General features: G+C 45.4%; 21 protein-coding genes. 9 read left to right on the top strand and 12 right to left on the bottom strand.

Annotation, left to right across the window (positions count from 1 at the left end; genetic code table 11):
* Window positions 1-30 precede the first annotated feature (30 nt).
* Complete coding sequence (locus NE536_RS10650; protein WP_261272671.1) at window positions 31-1,386, bottom strand: DEAD/DEAH box helicase; 1,356 nt, start codon at window positions 1,384-1,386, stop codon at window positions 31-33.
* A 248-nt stretch (window positions 1,387-1,634) separates the two neighbouring features.
* Here NE536_RS10650 and rssA point away from each other — a divergent pair, with 248 nt between their 5' ends.
* On the top strand, window positions 1,635-2,582 hold the full coding sequence (gene rssA / locus NE536_RS10645) for a patatin-like phospholipase RssA (RefSeq protein ID WP_220592606.1): 948 nt from the start codon (window positions 1,635-1,637) through the stop codon (window positions 2,580-2,582).
* Window positions 2,583-2,718: 136 nt separating this feature from the next.
* Here rssA and NE536_RS10640 read toward each other — a convergent pair whose 3' ends face one another.
* Window positions 2,719-3,732, bottom strand: a complete 1,014-nt coding sequence (locus NE536_RS10640; RefSeq protein ID WP_261272670.1) for an NADP-dependent oxidoreductase — start codon at window positions 3,730-3,732, stop codon at window positions 2,719-2,721.
* Window positions 3,733-3,878: 146 nt separating this feature from the next.
* Here NE536_RS10640 and NE536_RS10635 point away from each other — a divergent pair, with 146 nt between their 5' ends.
* The 7 genes from NE536_RS10635 to NE536_RS10605 all read left to right on the top strand — a co-directional run bounded on the left by NE536_RS10635 (window position 3,879) and on the right by NE536_RS10605 (window position 10,575).
* The gene (locus NE536_RS10635) at window positions 3,879-4,412 is read left to right on the top strand and encodes a MarR family winged helix-turn-helix transcriptional regulator (protein WP_261272669.1); all 534 of its coding nucleotides are present in this window, start codon (window positions 3,879-3,881) and stop codon (window positions 4,410-4,412) included.
* A 120-nt stretch (window positions 4,413-4,532) separates the two neighbouring features.
* On the top strand, window positions 4,533-5,222 hold the full coding sequence (locus tag NE536_RS10630) for a hypothetical protein (RefSeq protein WP_261272668.1): 690 nt from the start codon (window positions 4,533-4,535) through the stop codon (window positions 5,220-5,222).
* A gap of 259 nt (window positions 5,223-5,481) precedes the next feature.
* On the top strand, window positions 5,482-7,599 hold the full coding sequence (gene nrdD / locus NE536_RS10625; protein WP_261272667.1) for an anaerobic ribonucleoside-triphosphate reductase: 2,118 nt from the start codon (window positions 5,482-5,484) through the stop codon (window positions 7,597-7,599).
* A 113-nt stretch (window positions 7,600-7,712) separates the two neighbouring features.
* A complete protein-coding gene (nrdG, locus tag NE536_RS10620) occupies window positions 7,713-8,174 on the top strand; it encodes an anaerobic ribonucleoside-triphosphate reductase-activating protein (RefSeq protein WP_261272666.1) in 462 nt (153 codons plus the stop codon).
* Between the two features lie 114 nt (window positions 8,175-8,288).
* A complete protein-coding gene (locus NE536_RS10615) occupies window positions 8,289-8,645 on the top strand; it encodes a YibL family ribosome-associated protein (RefSeq protein WP_028760414.1) in 357 nt (118 codons plus the stop codon).
* Window positions 8,646-8,925: 280 nt separating this feature from the next.
* Window positions 8,926-9,540, top strand: coding sequence for a GTP cyclohydrolase II (gene ribA / locus NE536_RS10610; RefSeq protein ID WP_106650183.1), 615 nt, complete (start codon window positions 8,926-8,928; stop codon window positions 9,538-9,540).
* A gap of 57 nt (window positions 9,541-9,597) precedes the next feature.
* A complete protein-coding gene (locus tag NE536_RS10605; RefSeq protein WP_261272665.1) occupies window positions 9,598-10,575 on the top strand; it encodes a hypothetical protein in 978 nt (325 codons plus the stop codon).
* A 55-nt stretch (window positions 10,576-10,630) separates the two neighbouring features.
* Here NE536_RS10605 and NE536_RS10600 read toward each other — a convergent pair whose 3' ends face one another.
* The 5 genes from NE536_RS10600 to NE536_RS10580 form a co-directional block, all read right to left on the bottom strand.
* On the bottom strand, window positions 10,631-11,089 hold the full coding sequence (locus NE536_RS10600; RefSeq protein WP_113938817.1) for a FlxA-like family protein: 459 nt from the start codon (window positions 11,087-11,089) through the stop codon (window positions 10,631-10,633).
* A 252-nt stretch (window positions 11,090-11,341) separates the two neighbouring features.
* Window positions 11,342-11,725: a VF530 family protein gene (locus NE536_RS10595; protein WP_261272664.1), complete on the bottom strand. Its 384-nt coding sequence runs from the start codon at window positions 11,723-11,725 to the stop codon at window positions 11,342-11,344.
* A 179-nt stretch (window positions 11,726-11,904) separates the two neighbouring features.
* Window positions 11,905-13,368, bottom strand: coding sequence for a carbon starvation CstA family protein (locus tag NE536_RS10590; RefSeq protein WP_261272663.1), 1,464 nt, complete (start codon window positions 13,366-13,368; stop codon window positions 11,905-11,907).
* Window positions 13,369-13,565: 197 nt separating this feature from the next.
* Window positions 13,566-14,276 (bottom strand): two-component system response regulator BtsR, encoded by a 711-nt coding sequence (gene btsR / locus NE536_RS10585; protein WP_006081188.1) that lies wholly within the window; start codon window positions 14,274-14,276, stop codon window positions 13,566-13,568.
* Window positions 14,273-15,970 (bottom strand): sensor histidine kinase, encoded by a 1,698-nt coding sequence (locus tag NE536_RS10580; protein ID WP_006087428.1) that lies wholly within the window; start codon window positions 15,968-15,970, stop codon window positions 14,273-14,275. Before NE536_RS10580 ends, btsR begins: the two co-directional genes overlap by 4 nt.
* Before the next feature lie 128 nt (window positions 15,971-16,098).
* Between NE536_RS10580 and NE536_RS10575 the strand changes: the two genes are divergently transcribed.
* Window positions 16,099-16,341: a YecH family metal-binding protein gene (locus tag NE536_RS10575; RefSeq protein WP_261272662.1), complete on the top strand. Its 243-nt coding sequence runs from the start codon at window positions 16,099-16,101 to the stop codon at window positions 16,339-16,341.
* A 152-nt stretch (window positions 16,342-16,493) separates the two neighbouring features.
* Here NE536_RS10575 and NE536_RS10570 read toward each other — a convergent pair whose 3' ends face one another.
* The 5 genes from NE536_RS10570 to NE536_RS10550 all read right to left on the bottom strand — a co-directional run bounded on the left by NE536_RS10570 (window position 16,494) and on the right by NE536_RS10550 (window position 19,746).
* Entirely contained in the window at window positions 16,494-16,838 is a 345-nt protein-coding gene (locus NE536_RS10570) for a ribbon-helix-helix domain-containing protein (protein ID WP_261272661.1), read from the bottom strand.
* A complete protein-coding gene (locus NE536_RS10565) occupies window positions 16,825-17,493 on the bottom strand; it encodes an AAA family ATPase (protein ID WP_106650192.1) in 669 nt (222 codons plus the stop codon). Before NE536_RS10565 ends, NE536_RS10570 begins: the two co-directional genes overlap by 14 nt.
* Before the next feature lie 76 nt (window positions 17,494-17,569).
* On the bottom strand, window positions 17,570-17,872 hold the full coding sequence (locus NE536_RS10560; RefSeq protein ID WP_106650193.1) for a PilZ domain-containing protein: 303 nt from the start codon (window positions 17,870-17,872) through the stop codon (window positions 17,570-17,572).
* 158 nt (window positions 17,873-18,030) lie between these two features.
* The gene (locus NE536_RS10555) at window positions 18,031-18,435 is read right to left on the bottom strand and encodes a phosphate-starvation-inducible protein PsiE (RefSeq protein ID WP_106650194.1); all 405 of its coding nucleotides are present in this window, start codon (window positions 18,433-18,435) and stop codon (window positions 18,031-18,033) included.
* A 138-nt stretch (window positions 18,436-18,573) separates the two neighbouring features.
* Window positions 18,574-19,746, bottom strand: a complete 1,173-nt coding sequence (locus NE536_RS10550; protein WP_261272660.1) for an NnrS family protein — start codon at window positions 19,744-19,746, stop codon at window positions 18,574-18,576.
* Window positions 19,747-19,985: the final 239 nt, after the last annotated feature.

Here is a 19,985-nt window from a genome sequence, read left to right as displayed (position 1 = left end):
AATCCACCGGCATGTATGCTTTAATTTGTTCTAAACTTCTTCTGTATCATTGTCTTGCAGTAAATTCGCCGCAGCAGGCTTTTTACGCATTGGTGCATCGCCAATGTCCACGCCCGTGATAAAACGCTTATCCCGTGAAGGCGCAGGTGTGGCTGCTTTAGTTCTTTTGCTCTTACCTTTAGCAAGCTCGGCTTTAGCAACACGTTTTGCTGGTGTCTGTTTGGCTTTGCTTTTTAGACCACTAAATTTAGCTTCTAGACCTGGAATCGTACTGATCTCAAAGGTCTTTCTAAGGAATACTTGGACTTTCTTAAAGTTGTCCCAATCTTTAGGTCCGACGAGCGATATCGCATCACCTTTTGCGCCAGCACGGCCAGTACGGCCGATACGATGCACGTATTCTTCGGCAAATTTAGGCATGTCGAAGTTAACGACCAAGGACACATTAAGCAAATCCAGACCACGAGAGGCGACATCGGTCGTCACGAGAACTTGTTGTTGACCACGGGCAAATTGGTCCATGATTTGGTTGCGTGCGGCTTGCTTTAAATCACCGCTGAGTGCTGCGGTTGCAAAACCTTGTGCTGTTAACTTAGCAGCTAAGCGCTCAGTATCTGGTCGAGTCGCGGTAAAGATGATCACTTGCTTATGGGTTTCATCTTTCAGCAAACGAGCCAATAACGCTTCTTTATGGTCTAAGTGGTCACATAAGAAGATGCGTTGGTGAATGTCGTTATGCTCAGAGTGAGCGGCGCCAATCGCTACGTGCGCTGGATTTTTTAACAGCGTTGCCGCGATATCATTGATTTCGTCATGATCTAATGTGGCAGAAAACATCAGCGTTTGACGACGTTTATGATCGGCAGCATCGTTGATGGCTTTTAACTGAGGGGCAAAGCCTAAATCTAACATGCGGTCGGCTTCATCGAGCACGAGTAATTCTAAGCCATTTAGGAATAGATGTTTTTGCTCTAGATGATCGGCGATACGGCCTGGCGTCGCGACAATAAAATGCGGTTCTTTCGCTAGGGCTTTCGCTTGGTCGTTAAAGTTTTCACCGCCCAGAACGCTGATGGCCTTGTATTGGGTGTTGGCGACAAGCAAGCGAAGCTGACTATACACTTGATGTGCTAGTTCGCGGGTCGGTAATAAAATCAATACTCTAGGATCGCGTTTTGACAGTGAGCGGGTAGAAATGATTCTTTGCAGTGCGGGTAACAAAAACGCTAAGGTTTTACCTGAGCCTGTTTTTGATGACGCCATTAAATCTTTACCTGCCAATGCGATAGGCAGTGCTTGTTCCTGGATGGCGGTGGGTTCTGTGATCCCCATATGTTTTATGCTTTGAAGCAGACGCTGGTCCAGAGAAAAATCGGTAAATTGCAAAGGTATATCCCCTAAATCTTAGTAAGGGCAGATTATAGCCTTAATCGCCCTAACTCAGCTATCCACATCGGCGATTATCTCTGTTTCATACATGGATTTATCGCCAAAGTGTGTCATTTACACTCTGTTGCCTGCATTTGTTTACATTGACGTTACAAGAACTTAATTGTCTTGGTTTCACTAATTGACAGTGGATTTGGAAGGATTTTACGTTATCGTGTAGCGGGTAGTGTAACAGGAGAAGGATTATGGCTAACGGAACAACCCCTTCGGTGGGTATTGCCTTGGGCAGTGGCGCTGCGAAAGGTTGGGCACATATAGGCGTGTTGAATGGCCTTGCCGCCATGGGGATCAAGCCCGATAAAGTCGCGGGATGTTCAGTAGGTGCTTTAGTCGGAGCCGCTTACGCCCATGATAATTTACCTGAGCTAGAAGAATGGGTTCGGAGTTTCTCCAGTTGGGACGTGCTTGGCTTGATGGATATACGATGGCGTAAAGGCGGGCTTATTGGCGGCGATAAGGTATTTGATGTGCTGCAAGCTCGGATAGGGGATGTGAATATTGAGAACCTCAATCGTCCCTTTGCCGCGGTGGCGACCGACTTGTACTCCGGGCAGGAGATTTGGTTTACGGAAGGTGATTTACGTCAAGCTGTGCGCGCGTCTTGTTCCATGCCGGGGATTTTAGCGCCCGTAAAACAGGGCGACCGCTGGCTCGTTGATGGTGCTGTGGTGAATCCAGTGCCTGTTTCTGTTAGTCGTGCCATGGGCGTTGATCTGGTGATTGCTGTGGATTTATATGGCTATCATTCCGGCCGTATTCAAGTATTGCCGGTGAACATGACGAGTCAAAAGATAACGGAACCTGAAATGGATCCATCTGCAAGACAAGAAACCGGATTTATGGATTTGTTTGCCCGTGGCCGAGATTATGTCAGCAATCTTACCGATAAGTTTTCGCTTGGCACTAAATCGAATCCTGGCATGATTGCCGTGATGTCACAATCAATGGGCATTTTAGAGCAAAGACATAAACGGGCACGCTTGATGGGCGATCCGCCAGATATTTGTATTGTGCCTGAGGTCGGTAATATTGGTACTATGGAATTTCACCGTGCCGATGAAGCGATTGCCGCAGGCGAGGCCGCTGTGGAGAAGGTGGCACATTTGATTGAAGCTGCGATGTGGAAGGGTTAATCCGTTAAAGGTTAAAAGATAAACAATTGACTATCAAATAGAAACAGTCGGAATAACTCGCGTTACACCGACTGTTTACTATCTAAAGCTGAGTCTTGTTATCTAAACAGAGCGTTTATGTCACTTTGATGGCGAGTTACGCCAATTTTACCAACATTTTACCGCGATTCTTGCCTTCAAACAGACCGATAAAGGCATCAGGTGCTTGTTCAAGCCCTTGATAAATGGTTTGTTCAGCTTTGACTTTACCTTCAGCTAACCATTGAGCCATTTTAGTGGCAAACTCAGTATAATGCGCCCAATGTTCGGATACGATAAAACCTTCTAGTTTAAGTTTACGCATCACTATCAGGGCCAAGTTGTCTGGACCAGGTGTTGGTGCTGTGTCGTTGTACTGCGAAATCATACCGCAAACGGCGATACGACCATGATCTTTCATATTGCTCAGCGCTGCGGCTAAGTGCTCGCCACCGACGTTTTCAAAGTACACATCAATCCCTTCTGGCGCGGCCTTTGTGAGCGCTTGGGTGAGATTGCCACAGGTTTTGTAATTGATGATGGCATCAACACCATAGCTTTGCAGCAATGCCGCTTTTTCATCTGAACCCACAGAGGCGATTACGCGAGCCCCCATCAGTTTACCAATCTGGCAAGCAACACTGCCAACTGCGCCTGATGCAGCAGAAACAAACAGAGTTTCACCTGCTTTTAAATCTGCGATGCGAGTCAGTCCCGTCCACGCTGTCATGCCGGGCATACCCAGCACGCCGAGGAAATGTGAGCTGTCTAATTCAGTTTGCGGCAGAGCGGTCAGTCCAGCCGCATCGGTGACGGCGTGTTCGCGCCAACCTAACATGCTGCTGACTTTTGTGCCTACTGGGAAATCAGTGTTTTTAGACGCGATAACTTCACCAATCGCGCCGCCTTCTAAGGCTTGATTCAAGGCGAAGGGCGGAACATAACTCTTACGATCTACCATGCGGCCACGCATATAAGGGTCGACCGACATCCACAGGTTTTTAATCAACACTTTGCCATCGGTGAGCGGTGATAAGGATTGATTTACTAAAGCAAAGTTCTCTGCGGTAGGCATGCCTTCAGGGCGACTGGCTAAATGGATTTCACGGGTTTGGGTAATAGTGCTATTCATAAAAATTAACCTTTTGTTTGTGCGCAAACTAACTGCGCCAACTGTACGTGGCTTCATGACACAATGCAAATACTTTGCGCGCAAACTAGATGCGATTGAGCGGATCGGATAAGATAGCGCTATGTTTGAATGACAGGCGCTTATACGTGCAAAATTGTTTATCTCACTTAGAGCTTGAATTTACAGAGCAGAGTCAAAACCCAGAGCCGCAGAACCCAGGGCCACATAACACAGAGGCACAGAACCTCGAGCCAAGTGATGCACTGTGTTTATCTGACAATGTGTGCTTCGCGCTATATTCCGCCAGCAATGCCTTAGTGCGCGCTTATCGGCCTTTACTCGAGGCATACGAGTTAACTTTCCCTCAATATCTGGTGATGCAAACCCTGTGGCGTCAAAATGGCTGTAGCCAAACCCAGCTATCAATGGCGACTAAACTCGATATGGGAACCCTAACGCCAATCGTCAAGCGGTTAGAGGTAAAAGGCTTGATCACGCGTTTGGCCTGCGTTGAAGATGAGCGGAAAAAATTGATCACTCTGACGGCTCAGGGAGAGGCGATTAAGCATGAAGCCCTAGCCTTGAAGCAAACTTTGCTGAATAAAGTGCAGATGGATGCCGAGGCACTCGATTTATTGAGGCGGCAATGTCTTGCCCTTATTGAAGATTTACAGTCCTAGAGATAAAGCTACTGGTGCTGTTCGCTACCCGATAATTCAGGTTCTGCAAAGATTAATACTTGATTGGCTTAGTTTTTGCTTTAAAACCGTCATTGAATCTTAGACGCCGAATTATTGACGATGAATTCTATTTTAAACGCCTTCAATCTTAATCGTAGCAGTACCAGCATCGCCGATGCCTATGGTGCCAATAGCCAAAAGACGAGTACGGCTAAAACTGATGCGACCACAGAGACCAAGAAAACTCAGTCGGATACCGCTAAACCCGACACTGGTAAAGCCGATGAGATAGCGCTGTCGCCACGGGCGCAACGTGCACAGAAAATTCAGTTGATGGCGAAGGATTTTTTTGCCGATGGCAAATTTGGTGTCGCCGATATTCCCGCATTAGTGTCACGTTTACAAAAGGACGGCATTTTATCGGACGTACAGCTTGAGCGTTTATCAAAAAACGGTATTACAGTTCCGAGCACAACCACCCCGAGCAAGCAGTCGCTGCAAGACTTCTTAGATGATGAGCTCAAATCATTAGCCAAAAAATCACCGAACAACCCCCTTATCAATACCTTGGTCGATGCGAAAAACGTTTTGACCAATATGGATGATGCTCAGTCGCCGGTGCTCGCTCAAAAAGCCACCAAAGTCCTTGGCCAGTTAACAGATTATTTAAACTCCGAGCCACCACTAACGGATACCCAAAAGCAGCAATGGCAGGGGCTTAAATCTATGATGCAACTCGCTTCGTCTATGGGCTCGCATCAGTCGGCATCGGGCCAACTCAGTAGTTATCTCGCACTCTCTAAGCGTTAATCTTGAGCTTTGGTGCTTGATTATCACTGATTTCAGGCATCAACTAGCTGGGTTTAATCAGCAGGTCAAGGCGCAATTTTCAGATAATTGGACCTAGCTGCAGTTCTGGTTTGTTCTTTTATTTCTTCCTAAAAACTATGATCTGGATCATGGACGCTTCATCGTCGTTGTAGCCTAATGCTCTACATATTGTGTTTTATTCTTTTAAAATCACTAGATGTAGTGTTAATTTTTAGGCGAGATGGAGAGGAACTGAACAATGCCAGTCGTAATTAAGCGTGATGGTTGCCGCACACCTTTTGATGAAACAAGGATAAGGGATGCAGTGAATGCCGCTGCAAACTCAGTTGGAATAGAGGATGGCGACTATGCAGCGACAGTGGCAGCGTGTATCAGTCAAAGTGTCGCGACCTTAACCGAAGTTGATATCCATCATTTGCAGGATGCGGTTGAAAACTTGTTGATGGAAGGGCCGTATAAATCATTAGCGCGAGTGTATATCGAATACCGTCACGACAGAGATGTGTGCCGTGAAGCGACCAGTAAACTCAATCTCGAAATCCGTGGTTTAGTCGAGCAAAGCAATGCGGCCTTACTCAATGAAAATGCCAATAAAGATTCGAAAGTTATTCCCACTCAGCGGGATTTGCTCGCGGGCATAGTTGCTAAACATTATGCCAAGAGTCATATCTTGCCTAAGGATGTGGTCGCTGCCCATGAGGCGGGCGAGATCCATTACCACGACCTAGATTACTCGCCGTTTTTCCCGATGTTTAACTGCATGTTGATTGATTTAGCTGGCATGTTGACCCATGGCTTTAAAATGGGTAATGCCGAAATTGAAACCCCAAAGTCTATTTCAACGGCGACAGCAGTGACCGCACAGATCATTGCCCAAGTGGCGAGCCATATCTATGGCGGCACAACTATTAATCGTATCGATGAGGTGTTAGCCCCATTTGTCGCTAAGAGCTACGACAAACATTACCAAATTGCCCTGAATTGGAAGATTACCGACGCTAAAGCCTTCGCCACGGCGCAAACTGAAAAAGAATGTCATGATGCATTTCAATCTTTGGAATATGAGGTCAATACTTTACACACTGCCAACGGTCAAACACCGTTCGTGACCTTTGGCTTTGGATTAGGCACCTCGTGGGAATCGCGCTTAATTCAGCAATCTATGCTCAAAGTACGGATGGCGGGATTAGGTAAAAACCGTAAGACGGCAGTTTTCCCTAAGTTAGTGTTTGCGATTCGTGATGGCATTAATCATAAAGCGGGCGATTGCAATTACGATGTCAAACAGATGGTGCTCAAATGCGCGACTATGCGCATGTATCCCGACATTCTCAACTACGAGCAAGTCGAGAAAGTCACAGGTTCATTTAAAACCCCAATGGGTTGCCGCAGCTTTTTAGGCACCTATGAGGAAAATGGCGAACTCGTGCATGAAGGGCGCAATAATCTTGGGGTAGTGAGCTTAAACTTGCCGCGGATTGCCTTGGAAGCGAAGGGCGATGAGGCGGAGTTTTATCGTCTTTTAGATGACAGATTAGTCTTAGCCCGTAAAGCGCTGGATACGCGTATCGAGCGACTCAATGGCGTTAAAGCCCGCGTGGCACCTATCCTCTATATGGAAGGTGCCTGTGGTGTGCGTTTGCGCGCCGATGAAGATGTCTCTCAAATTTTTAAAAATGGTCGCGCATCGATTTCACTCGGTTACATTGGTCTGCATGAAACCATGAATGCACTCTATGGCACCCAAACCCATGTATTTGACGATGCACAATTAAGGGACAAAGCCGTCGCTATTGTGGCTTATCTTAAAGCCGCCACGGATGCGTGGAAGGCTGAAACAGGTTATGGCTTTAGTCTGTATAGCACCCCAAGCGAGAGTCTTTGCAGCCGTTTTTGTAAACTGGATGCGAAGCAATTTGGCCTAGTCACAGGGGTGACGGACAAGGGCTATTACACTAATAGTTTCCACCTCGATGTGGAAAAAAGCGTAAATCCCTACGATAAAATTGATTTTGAACAGCCATATCCCGCAATTGCGAACGGCGGCTTTATTTGTTACGGCGAATACCCCAACATGCAGCATAATCTCGAAGCGCTTGAAAACGTTTGGGATTATAGCTATAGCCGCGTGCCTTACTATGGCACGAACACGCCAATCGACGAATGCTATGACTGTGGCTTTACTGGCGAATTTAGCTGTACTAGCAAAGGATTCACTTGCCCTAAGTGTGGCAACCATGAGCCAAGTCGAGTGTCAGTCACGCGCCGTGTGTGCGGTTACTTAGGCAGCCCTGATGCGCGGCCCTTTAATTATGGTAAGCAAGAAGAAGTAAAACGTAGGATCAAACACTTGTAACATTATTACTTTATTCTGCCTGTTAGACTTATTCCGTGGCATCACGTGGCATAAATGGTGCCATGGGATAAGTACCAATGTTAAAAGATGAAATGCACTGTGAGTGACCATCAATGAATTACCATCAATATTATCCTATCGATGTGGTCAATGGCCCAGGTACCCGTGCGACCTTGTTTGTTTCTGGCTGTGAGCACCAATGCCGCGGTTGTTATAATCAAAGCACTTGGGATCCTCGTTCTGGGCATGTGTTTGATAGGACTATGGAAGATAGGATTATTGCCGATCTCAATGATAAGCGGATTGTGCGCCGTGGTTTATCGCTCTCAGGTGGTGATCCATTATTGCCTGTCAATCTCAGTGCCATTTTGACGCTCGTCAAACGAGTCAAGGCTGAGTGTGCGGGTAAAGATATTTGGCTGTGGACGGGTTATGTACTCGATGAGTTGAGTGATGAACAGCGCGCCGTGCTAGCCTATATTGATGTGCTGGTGGATGGAAAATTTGAACAAAGTCTTGCCGATCCGAGTCTCGTATTTCGCGGTAGCAGCAATCAGATCATTCGTTTGTTATAAAAGCGGTAACGAGGATCTGTAACTTGCTGCTATAATCTCAGGCCTTGACACAGACGCTAGCATAATCAGGCTAAGATTTTACTGTGGCTAACTTAGGTAATTTAAGGTAACAGAATGAATTTAAAGCAAGAACTGCAGCAGCTTAACGATAAACTAGATAAATTTCGTCGTAAACTTGCTGCGGCTGAACAACGAGGCGATGACGTCATTATTGCCCAGTTCAAACGTGAAATTGCTGCAGTCACTAAGCAAATTGGTAGTGTAAAAGGCCAACAAACCCGCTTATTGAATAAGCAAGGGTCAGATATCAAAGGTTTGCCTTTCCATCGTGCTTTGACAAAAGCGGAACAAGCGGACATGGGTAAACTGAAAAAGTCTGTCAAAGGGCTTGTGGTCATCCACCCAATGACAGCTATCGGCCGTGAAATGGGGCTAACGGAAGTGACTGGATACGCGCCCGCAAAATTTTAATGTGGGATAGTGGGATAGGATGTCACTGGCACGGGATCGAGTGTCGATCGCGTGTTTGTGCTCCTTGTACTTTATGCACTGCTTCGTTTTAATCCATTCCTTCGTGCTGCCCATCGAAAAGACATTCATGTTTGGTTTAGTTGATTAAAACACTAAAGTATTTCTGGATTGTTCAAAAACACTTTAGAATATTGCGCTTAGTTGGCTAAGTGCCTAATCCTCGTTTGTTTCTAGGGATCTTATTCGTCTCATGGAATGAGAGTTGTCGTTAAGGTTAAGTATGTCGATAAAATATGTCGCGACGTCAAAGTTACCCACTCCTTGGGGCGTGTTTGCCATGCATGGTTTTGAAGATACCGAATCAGGCAAAGAGCATGTTGCGCTCACATTCGGTACGCTCAGTGCGGATGAACCTGTGTTGGGCCGTATTCATTCCGAGTGTTTAACTGGCGATGCGTTATTTAGCTTGCGTTGTGACTGTGGTTTTCAGTTACAAGCTGCCATGCAAAATATTGCGGAAACGGGTACTGGCTTTATTCTCTATTTGCGTCAAGAAGGCCGTGGCATTGGTTTGTTGAATAAAATACGCGCCTACGAGTTGCAAGATAAAGGTGCCAACACAGTTGAGGCCAACGAGCAGTTAGGTTTTGAGGCCGATATGCGTAAATATGACATGATCAAACCTATGCTAGAACAGATAGGCGTGAAGCATGTGCGCTTGATGACCAATAATCCTCGCAAAGTAAAAGCGATGAAGGAATTTGGCATCGAAGTGGTTGAACGCGTACCGCTGCAAGTTGGTAAGAATCGTTACAACGAAGCCTACTTAAAGACCAAATCCACTGAGCTTGGACACATGATGTCTGAATATCATTTTATGGATGAAAATAAGTAGCTTTGTATTTATGATGGGTCGACCGATTGAGTCAGAAATGAGTAAGGTTTAAGTCAATTGAGCCATTTTTTCAGTCGGTTGCCATTATGTTTGTCGTTAATTTGCTTAGTGTTACTGAGCATTGTTTCTGACGTTTTCGCCAATAGTACATCCCCCGCAAATACGTTCGCATCTGCGACATTTACGTCTGCGTCTCAAGCAAATGATGCTGGCGTGCCTGTCGTTCCTGTTTCTATCAGTCATGCGCCGAGCAGTAATGCCAATGGTAGCAATCCGATAGAGTCGAGCAGTAATCCCAACTCTGTTTACGCCTTTGGAAGTTATCTTGGCACTGGCGTTTACCGCGCTGCAAACCAAAATGCCACCGTCGTTAGCATTCCGTTAAGCTTTGATTTGAAGAAAGATAGCGGTAGCCAAACTTGGTTACGGTTACCTATCTCCTTTGGCTTTTTTGATTATTTAGCCAAAGATATCACTGAAGGTGAGTTGCCGTCGTCGATAGGTACTATGACCATTACCCCAGGTTTTGAGCATCATTGGCAGGCGAGCGAAAATACTCGAATGGAAGGGTATTTAGATATCGGTTTTGGCACTAATTTCGATAAAAACGATAACGTTGCTATTATCGCCTCAGGGATCAGTAGCTTGTATGATTTTACCTTAGCAGGGCAGGATGCTGTGTGGGTATCGAGATTACGCTTTGCTGGGTACAGTGAGCACTATGGTAAGTTTTCGGATCAATTTGCAGTACTACAAACAGGTGTTGATTTAGAGTTAGCACCACGCTGGCAATGGTGGGATCTGCAGGTGCAACCAAGGATCTTTGCCGTAGGCTATTGGTATTTCAATGAACTTAGATTTATTAGCGAGATAGAGCAAGATACTATTGTTTCTGGCAGCTATGAGGCAGGCTTCTCCCTTGCCTTTTCTAAGCCGTTAGGCGGTGGATTATTGAGTGTTGATCGCATCGGATTCAGTTATCGTCGTGGCGATGGGCTCAATGTTTGGCGTTTAATGTTCAGCTTTCCCATCTAAGTGGGTTAATGATAGTCGGTTGGTCTTGTATTAGTTTAGTAGAATACTGTTTCAGTTAATCTGACTTTTTACTATCTTGCATCTTTTTATCCAACAAGGTGGCGATTTGGCCACTAAGTAACATTATTTGTTCTTGCAGCATTTTACGTTGCTGATCTGCAGCTTCTGAGTCATCTCCCTTGAGCTTGGATAATATTTCTTGTAATTCTTTTATTTTTTCTTTTATTTTGTCTATTTGTTCATCAATTAATGTCTTAGGTTCTTCTTTTGGAGTTACTTCAGCTTCATTTTTTTTAGCTAATGCTTTTTCTCTCAAAGGGGCCCCAAAGTCGTTGGATAAAGCCTCGCGGCCCGCATTAGAAATGGAGACTGTGTCTTGGGTATCTTGTGAGCCAGCGGACTCACTATTCGCTGTTGGTGTTTTTGTTGCGGCTGGTGTCGCTGCGATATATGCGCCCGATACGGTGGTGAAACCTGAGCCAGTTGCGTTACTGTTTATTCCATTAATGTTCATTCAACACTCCATTCATGCAAATTTGGATGATGCTACACTTTTATCGGCCATCAATTTGAAAACTGAAGTCACTTTTTGTCGCTCGGCCAAAAAGAGTGCTTCTTCATGGCTCACAGCCTCTTAGTAAACGCTATTAGTCACAATTAAATTAAAGGTGTGGGTTAGTGAAAAATCGATGAGTTATTGATTCATTCTAACAATACAGCCCTGATTCTAGGGCTGTTTACGCTTTATGGCAGCAGCGGTCTAGGATTAATTGTTACCCCAAATATGGCTGTTTACTTTGCCATCTGAGCTGGATTTCCCGCTTTTAGCTGGCTTGTCTGTCGTGGTTTGAGTCGCTTTTTTAGTTGTGATTTTTGCCGCAGGCTTCTTAGCGGTTTGACTCACTTCGGCTTTAGGTGGCGGTAAGGGTAATTTGTTGGCTCTTAAATAAAGATATTCGACTTTATCCCGCGCCCACTCTGTTTTTCTTAAAAAACGTAAACTGGATTTGATGCTGGGATCGTGGGTAAAACATCGGATATTAATTCTCTCACCTAATTCTTCCCAGCCGTATTTCTCGACTAAGTAAGTGATGATCGTTTCCAGTTTAATGCCGTGGAGCGGGTTATTCGATTGATTCATATTATGCATGTTGCAGTGTGCTATGGCAGGAGTATAGCAGTTTTGTATGCCTGATACAGGGTGCAATGGTATCGAGTCAAGCCTGAATATCTGGCTAGCGTAAACCTGTGATGGCAATTACTAGTGGAGTGATATGATCAAAACAGGCGCAATAAAGCGCCTGTTTTAGCTTGGTCATTCGGACTGTTTTATGAGTCTTTGGCTGTTTCTTTAAGCTCAGTTTCTACCGGTAAATCAATCTCACCTTTACCTTTGGTTTTAACAATCAACAGCGCTGTAATCACTAAGGTGGTGACGACACCTGCTATAGTTGATACCGTCATAGGTAAGCCTGCACCTAAGGTTGACGAGTTCAGTAGGAAGGTGATGACCACAGTGGTCATAAACATCGCTGGGATAGTCGCAATCCAATGCAGTTTGTTATGACGTAACAAGTAAGCCGAAGCTGTCCACAGCATTAATACCGCAGTGGTTTGGTTTGCCACACCGAAGTAGCGCCAAATGACACCAAAATCCACTTGAGTCAACATACCGCCGATAACAAACAGTGGGAGAGCTAACACTAAGCGTTTTGGCAGTGAGATTTGTGGCATGTTGAAAAATTCAGCCAGAATCAAACGCGCAGAGCGGAAAGCAGTATCACCTGAAGTAATCGGCAGGATAATCACACCTAGGATAGCCATAAAGCCACCGACAGCGCCTAACAGACCAGTAGAAGCCTCATAGACCACGTTGGCAGGGTTGCCTGACATGCCCGCATTTAAGCCTTCAACACCGCCGAAGTATGACAATGCAATCGCACACCAAAGCAGCGCAATAATGCCTTCGCCAATCATGGCGCCAAAGAAGACGAAGCGACCATTGGTTTCGTTTTCAACGCAACGTGCCATTAATGGTGATTGCGTTGCATGGAAACCTGATACCGCGCCACAGGCGATGGTGATGAATAGCGCAGGCCAAAGTGGCATGTCATTTGGATTTAAGTTTTGGAAGAAATCGCCCGCTTGTACGTTAGGCAGTAAGGTGTGCTCGCTTGATAGGATAATCGCGAAAGCCAGACCGAACGACATGAAGAACAGTAAAGCGCCAAAGAAGGGGTACAGACGACCGATAATTTTATCGACTGGCACCACAGTTGCGATCAGGTAGTAGACGAAGATAATGCCGACGAAAATACTGACGTCCCAACCGGTAAGCTTGCCCAGTAAACCTGCAGGCGCAGAGATAAAGACCACACCAACCAGCAATAACAGCACGATAGCAAACACGTTCATGAAGTGTTTGGCACTCTTTCCTAAATATTTACCCGCAAGGTTTGGCACAGATTGGCCGCCGTTGCGCACTGACAACATGCCAGAGAAGTAGTCATGCACGGCACCCGCAAAGATACAGCCAACCACAATCCACAACATGGCCGCAGGACCATAGAGAGCACCTAAGATAGGACCAAAGATTGGGCCTACGCCTGCGATGTTTAATAATTGAATTAAATAGACTTTACCCTTAGACATAGGCACAAAGTCGACGCCATCAGTTTGAGCGAAAGCGGGTGTTTGACGATTAGCGTTAATGCCGAAGACTTTCTCGACAAAGGCGCCATAGATAAAGTAGCCGCCGATCAGCAGACCGACACAGAGTAGGAACCACATCATTTTTGTTATCTCCCCATTTGAGTTCTGGCGAGTGTAAACAAGTTGTTGATATAAAACTTCGCAATCTCAATGAGTGGTCGAAAATGCAATGTGAGCGGTAATAGGTGGGCTTGAGTGGTTGCAATCATATGTTAACGGCGGGTGTTGTTGGCCATCTTATGGTTAAAAACATGCCGTTAATATGGCTTTTTCTTGAGTTATTGGAAGCCGAACAGCTGTTTAAGGCTCTTAAGATAACGCCGAGATACGGGCACTTTATCCCCCGAATGGGTGGTGACTTCGGCGCCCGTGTCTAACAGCTCAATTTCGGCAATCGCCTTAGGTGAAATCAAATACTGCCGATGGCAGCGCACCAGTGGAGTTTTTTCTTCAAACACTTTTAAGGTCAATTGGGTATGGACTTTGCCTTTCGTACTGGCCACATGGATGCCGCTTAAATCACTGAACACATATTCCACATCTTGGATTGCAATCACCTTGAGTTTATTGCCGCTGTAACAGGGAATATGTTCCAGACGCTTTGGGGTAATGGGATCCATGATTTGAGGCGTCAGATTTTTACGCACCCGAGTGAGGGTTTTACTGAGTCTCTCGGCATCTATCGGTTTAAGCAAATAATCGAAGGCATGGTTGTCGAAGGCCTTGACGGCAAATTCGTCGTAAGCGGTAACAAACACAATTTTTGGCATGTTATCGGGGTCGAGCATAGCGATAAGTTCCATGCCCGAAATGCGCGGCATTTGGATATCGAGAAAAATTAACTGAGGTTTTTCTTTGGCTATGCTTTGTAACGCCTCGATGGCATTAGCGCATTGACCAACAATTTCAATGTCGTGTTCTTGCCCCAAAAGATCGGCTAATTCTTCACGAGCAAACAGTTCATCATCGACAATTAAACAAGTGATCACGTGCGGGTGTCCATATTGGATATCTCAGGGTTTTCTATGGGTAATCTTATGGTGACACGAGTCAATTCATCGGCTTCGCATTCCACAGTGACGCCATATTGTTCGCCAAAAATATTTTGAATGCGTTTATGCACTAAGTTCATCCCTAGGCCTTCAGAGCCCTCAACAGGCTGATATAATCCGGCATTGTCTGTGACTTCTAATTCCAGCACATCATTTTCGAGCTTGCCCGTCACTTTGATCTGCCCTTGCTCTATCATGTGCGAAGTGCCGTGCTTTACGGCATTCTCAATAATCGGCTGCAGGGTAAAGGCCGGTACTTTGCAGTGGTAGAGTGATTCAGGTATCGCGATACTGACTTGTAATTTATCAATAAAACGCGCTTTTTCAATGGTGAGATAGGACGCGATGTGATCTAGCTCATCCCCAAGTGTCACTAAGCCTGTCGTTCGCTTTAAATTGATCCGTAAAAATTGTGATAACTGCTGCAGCAACTGCTTAGACATATCGGGATCGCGCTTGATAATCGCGCTAATGGTATTGAGAGCATTGAACAGAAAGTGCGGATTAACCTGCGCTTGCAGTAATTTTAATTCGGCTTGAGTCAGCAGATTTTGCTGTTGTTCAAACCGGCCATAAAGTATTTGGTTGGATAACAGACGCGCAATACCTTCACCTAAGGTGCGGTTAATATTCAAAAAAAGCTTATTTTTCGGCTCATAGAGTTTAATAGTGCCAATGACTTCGGTATCACTGCGCAGCGGGATTACCAGACTCGACCCTAAACGACAATTACTTGAAATAGAACATGAGTAGGGCATTTCAACGCCATCGGCGAACATGACTTTATTTTGATTAATCGCCTCTAAGGTGATCTTGGAAGAAATTGGCGTACCAGGCAGATGATGATCGGCACCTATACCAATAAAAGCCAACAGTTTTTCCCTGTCAGTGATGGCTACTGCGCCCACATTGGTTTCTTCTATGACGATTTTGGCGACACGGCTGCTGCTTTCTTCGTTAAATCCTTTTGATAGCAGTCCGACACTGCGTTCGGCTATCTTTAATGCTTTAGTTGAAAAACTGGAGGAGAGTTTATCGAACATGGTTTTTTGGTCGCGGATCATGCTCATAAAGAGTGCCGCTCCCACTGAATTGACTAACAACATGGGCGGCGCGATTTGACGCACTAACTCCCATGCATCATCGAAGGGGCGGGCGACCAGTAAGATGATGCTCATTTGCATCATTTCGGCATAAAAAGTCACTAGGCAAACGAGTAATGGATTGTAGATAAGCTCACTTTTACCCGCACGTCTTAAGTAGAAGCTTATCATCCCTGCGGATAAGCCTTCTAAGGTGGTGGAAATGGCGCAGGCTATTTCCGTAAAGCCGCCCATACTGTAGCGGTGAAGGCCACCTGTTAGTCCTACCAGAAAACCGGTAACGGGCCCGCCAAGTAATCCACCTAACACTGCGCCCATAGCACGGGTGTTGGCAATCGCGCCTGATGTTTGCTCACCAAAATAGGTGGCCATGATGCAGAAACTCGAAAAAATCAGATACATAAAAATCTTATGTGGCAGACGAGGGGAGGTTTCGGCAAACAGTTTAAACAGCGGCGTTTTACTGACTAAGTATACTATCACTAAGTACAGCGACATCTGTTGGGTCAATAATAGGATCAAAGACATAATGGCTCACATTATCGTCACAGATGTCAGCGCAGTGGTATCAATTAGAAAGTCTGTGCGCGAGATCAGGGTTCAAATTCAACCGTTAGGATATAAAGAACAATAATATTGCATCTTTAGGAGGACATATGTCCAATTCTGTTCACGGTCATGATGTTATGGCGCTGATGGTAGCGCATGGGGCCGCTATTATAAAGCCTGAATTACTATCCCAGATGGGACAAAAGTTTGGCTTTGCGGCTCGATACCACACCTGTAGTGCCGCCGATCTTAGCGCTGAAGCATTAATTCAGTTACTCGTAGCGAAAGGTAAGTTCCATGAAACGCCCCAAGGCATTGAGCTGGCCGCGGGGAGAAAGTGTGAGCATTAATAGATTGTGGCTATACATATTTTGGCAATCGCGTAACTGTTATAAGAGAGCAGATGCGTAATACACAATCATTTAGAGTGTGGAGACGTTTGCTCATAGAAAGACATTGAGCGTAACCGAATATTACCGTTTGGCTTTATCTGCTTAGAAGCTTAGGTTTCGTCGTGGCGTTTATGGGCAATTTGGTTCTGCTGCGCGGGTGTGAGTTGGCTAAACTCATGGATTAAAATACGCAGCAAGCGTGATTTTGCAATGCTGGTGGATTTCGATAAGTCATCGAGCTGGGCAATACTTTTTTCTGTCAGGGTAAAGGTGGCGTGGCGATACATCTTAGTCGACTTTTTATCTAAGCCCTTAACCGTCGCTTGAGTCTGAGCCGCGGCTAATAAACTAGCCTTACCTAAGGCGTAGTTATTGGCATCTTCAATGAAATCATCGACAGAAACCGGCTTGATGATTTGCTTAGGTTTCTTACGTTTAAGATCAGTTAAGCTCATAGCTATTTTCTGGTGGCATAGCAAATAATTCATCCGCTATAGCGCGGATCTCATCGGCGGCTTTTCCATCGGGTTCGATTTCGACCACAGAGGAGCCTTTTTCTTCACTGTCATCATAAATATTTCGACAAAAGGTGACGGAGTTCAACACTCTTAATCCAAAGGATTGCACCACATCTTTAGCCTCTAAAATACGCTTAAATTGTGTAGGAAGCGCAGGGCATTGGGTGAGCACAATCGTGGCGATCATTTTCGGGTTCACCATCTTACAAGTGCTGAGCATGTCTTCCATGTGGGGTAATGTTTTAAGATCGCGTCTTTTGGGTCTGAGGGGGATCACAACATAAGTGGCTACCGACATGGCTGCGCGCATGGCCAAGTTATCCTGACCACCACAGTCAACAATCACGTAATCAAAACGCTCATTGAGGCTGAGTAAATCATTACGAATTTTGCCATAAAGCTGAATGCAGTTAATGCTGGGCAGACTGGGATCATTATTTCTCGCTTGGATCCAATCTGAAGTGGTGCGCTGGGGATCACAATCGACCATAAGGACGTTTGCTTGAAATTTTTGCTTGATATAAACGGCAAGATTTTGAGCGAGGCAACTTTTTCCGCTACCACCTTTTTCACCACCCACCAGCAAAATCATAGTTACGCCTCTTAATGACTTGTTCAATCCATTGAGTGTAGAACAGACCCATTAAACCTGCGAAAATTAAGTTAAATTAAAGCAATTGCATGGCAATGTGGTAACTTTGGTCGTGGCATTTCGCGCAGCGGCAGACTTGTCCTTTGACGGTATTTTGCTGGGTGGAATCGGGATTAAAGGTCACTTCGATGAGTTCGCCCAGTGCAAAGGGACGTTTATAATCGAATAAAATACCGCGTCTGGCTAAGTCGATACACACGCCTTCATCGGTTTGCTTTATGCCTTGTGCATCAATCCAATGTAAGACGACACGCTCCGCTTCCATGTCCACTCGCAGTGATGTGCGTTTTTCTTCAAAACCAGTAGTATGGTCACCCATAACTCAATTGCCCCGTAAATTATTGATCTCAGTAAAACTAGCATAATTGCTTTTTGGCAGAATACCAATGTGAAAGCTAGGTCTTTGATAATAGTTTTAAAAGGAGGACAGCAGGTGCTATTGAATTCGTCTTCAATAGCACCAACTCAGGTGCTTGATTAATTGTCGTATTCTTGGTTTTTCGGATAGGGCATTTTTAATTGACCCCAACGAATGACGATCACAGTTGCCGCTAAAATTAACGTCGACAGTGATATCGCGGCAATACGCCAATCTTCCATACTCTTCATATCTAAAATGAGGTAACGAGCTAAGGCCACAATTGCGATATACAGTGGCATACGCACGGGTAACTTACCTGATTCATAGTAGTTCGCCACCATGGCTAAGACTTCTAGGAAAATAAATAACAGGAGTAAATCCGCTAGTGCAACCATACGGACAGAGACAATATGCACAATTTCTTGGCCTATCGCGACGATAGTGGCAATGGCAATAATAAACAGAACTAAGTGTTCTACAGCTTTGAGGCTCTTAGAACCATATTGGTGATAAAATGGCATGGGCATTCCCTACTTGATGTTTTTTTAAATAGTAACAGTAAAAATCAGCTTGTAGGGAAAAGCGCAGTTATGCTGTGTGACTTAATTCACAGATATGTTCAATCTACATTTAAGTGCCAAATTCAGTATTAACATGTCCTAACCAGGTCGACCATCAATTCTGGCTTGGCACAACATAGGCCCATAGCAGATACAGAAACAGCCGAAGGCGATGACCCAAGATGTTATGGCGGCCAGCAGTAATGATGCCGACCATAGCGGGATTATCCCTGCTAATACTCGAAACACTGCCGCAAGCAGGATTAAGCCAAAGGCATACTTCATTATGCTTGGCGGTTGCAGTGTTCGGCCCGTATGGCCTAACGAAACCCGCGCCATCATAGCTAAAATCATCCCAGCTAACCCACCAACCGTTATCGCGTGCATACCAACGGATAAGGGGAAACCCAAGCTAATCAGTGCTAAACCAATTGGGATACACACATAGCTAAGATGCAGCGACCAGAGCAAAGGTACGCGCCAGCAGGCATGCCAACCCCAGCGATGCCAGCGCAGCAGTAAAACGATACTCGCAATCCCTGCCATACTACGGAGCAATATTTGCTCTTGTAGGATCAAGCTAATGACTAATCCAAAGAGACTGATAAAGCTCAGCCATTCGAGCACTGGAATCGCAGTTTGACGCTGCCATTGTGTTGCGCGCTCGGTGAAAAAAGGGATCACTCGGCCACCTAAGAGTGCGACTATGATGCTGATTAACGCAACTGCACCATATAAGCCTATGTTTATCCATTCAAATTGATTTGTTAGTACGCCGTAGTAACTCAGTGCATTCATCAGGGTGAGCAAGGTGAGAATGGGGATGAATACAAAATTGCGCCATTGACGAACGCGGATCACGGCTTTGGCAAGTATTAACGCCGTTAGCGGCAAAAATAGTAAGTCGATAAACATGATGAGCGTAAAGGGAATCGCTACCGGCATGAGTAATAATAGCCGTGGCAATAACCACAGACTGAATAACCCCAACAACCCAACTCCTTTAATCCCAGCTTGGCCCGTCCAGTTTTGCACCGCCGTTAATAAAAAGCCAGCGACGACGGCGCAGACAAATCCGAAAATCATTTCGTGACCGTGCCACCAAAGTGGATTAACGGATTGCGGCAACAGATTGATCCCTGAAAGAAATCCTCCCCAGATCCCTAATGCCAATACGCTGAATAAACTCGCAAACAGGAAAAAAGGCCGAAAGCCTAATCTGAATAAGGCGATTTGTGGTTGTAAATGTGCGGGCTCATCAATATTCAACATAATTGGCTCTTGAGTATCTGACTAAATCTGTCGGATATTTTAAGCTGCAATTAAAATGAATGTATATATCCCAATATGAGTATTCCTGGTGCGGCGTCTGTTTAAGACGCAATCTAGTCTGCACAGATGGCGCTCAACATGAGAAACGACAATCTCTAGCGTGAAAGGAGTGAGCGCGCGACAGACGTTAAAACGACAGGATGTAAAGCGAGTGGAAGAAGAGCGATTTGGGGGCACAT

This window comes from Shewanella septentrionalis (genome assembly GCF_025370265.1).
GTDB lineage: Bacteria > Pseudomonadota > Gammaproteobacteria > Enterobacterales > Shewanellaceae > Shewanella > Shewanella hafniensis.
Note: the sequence above shows the minus strand (reverse complement) of the source record. Positions and strands in the feature narration are given on the sequence as shown.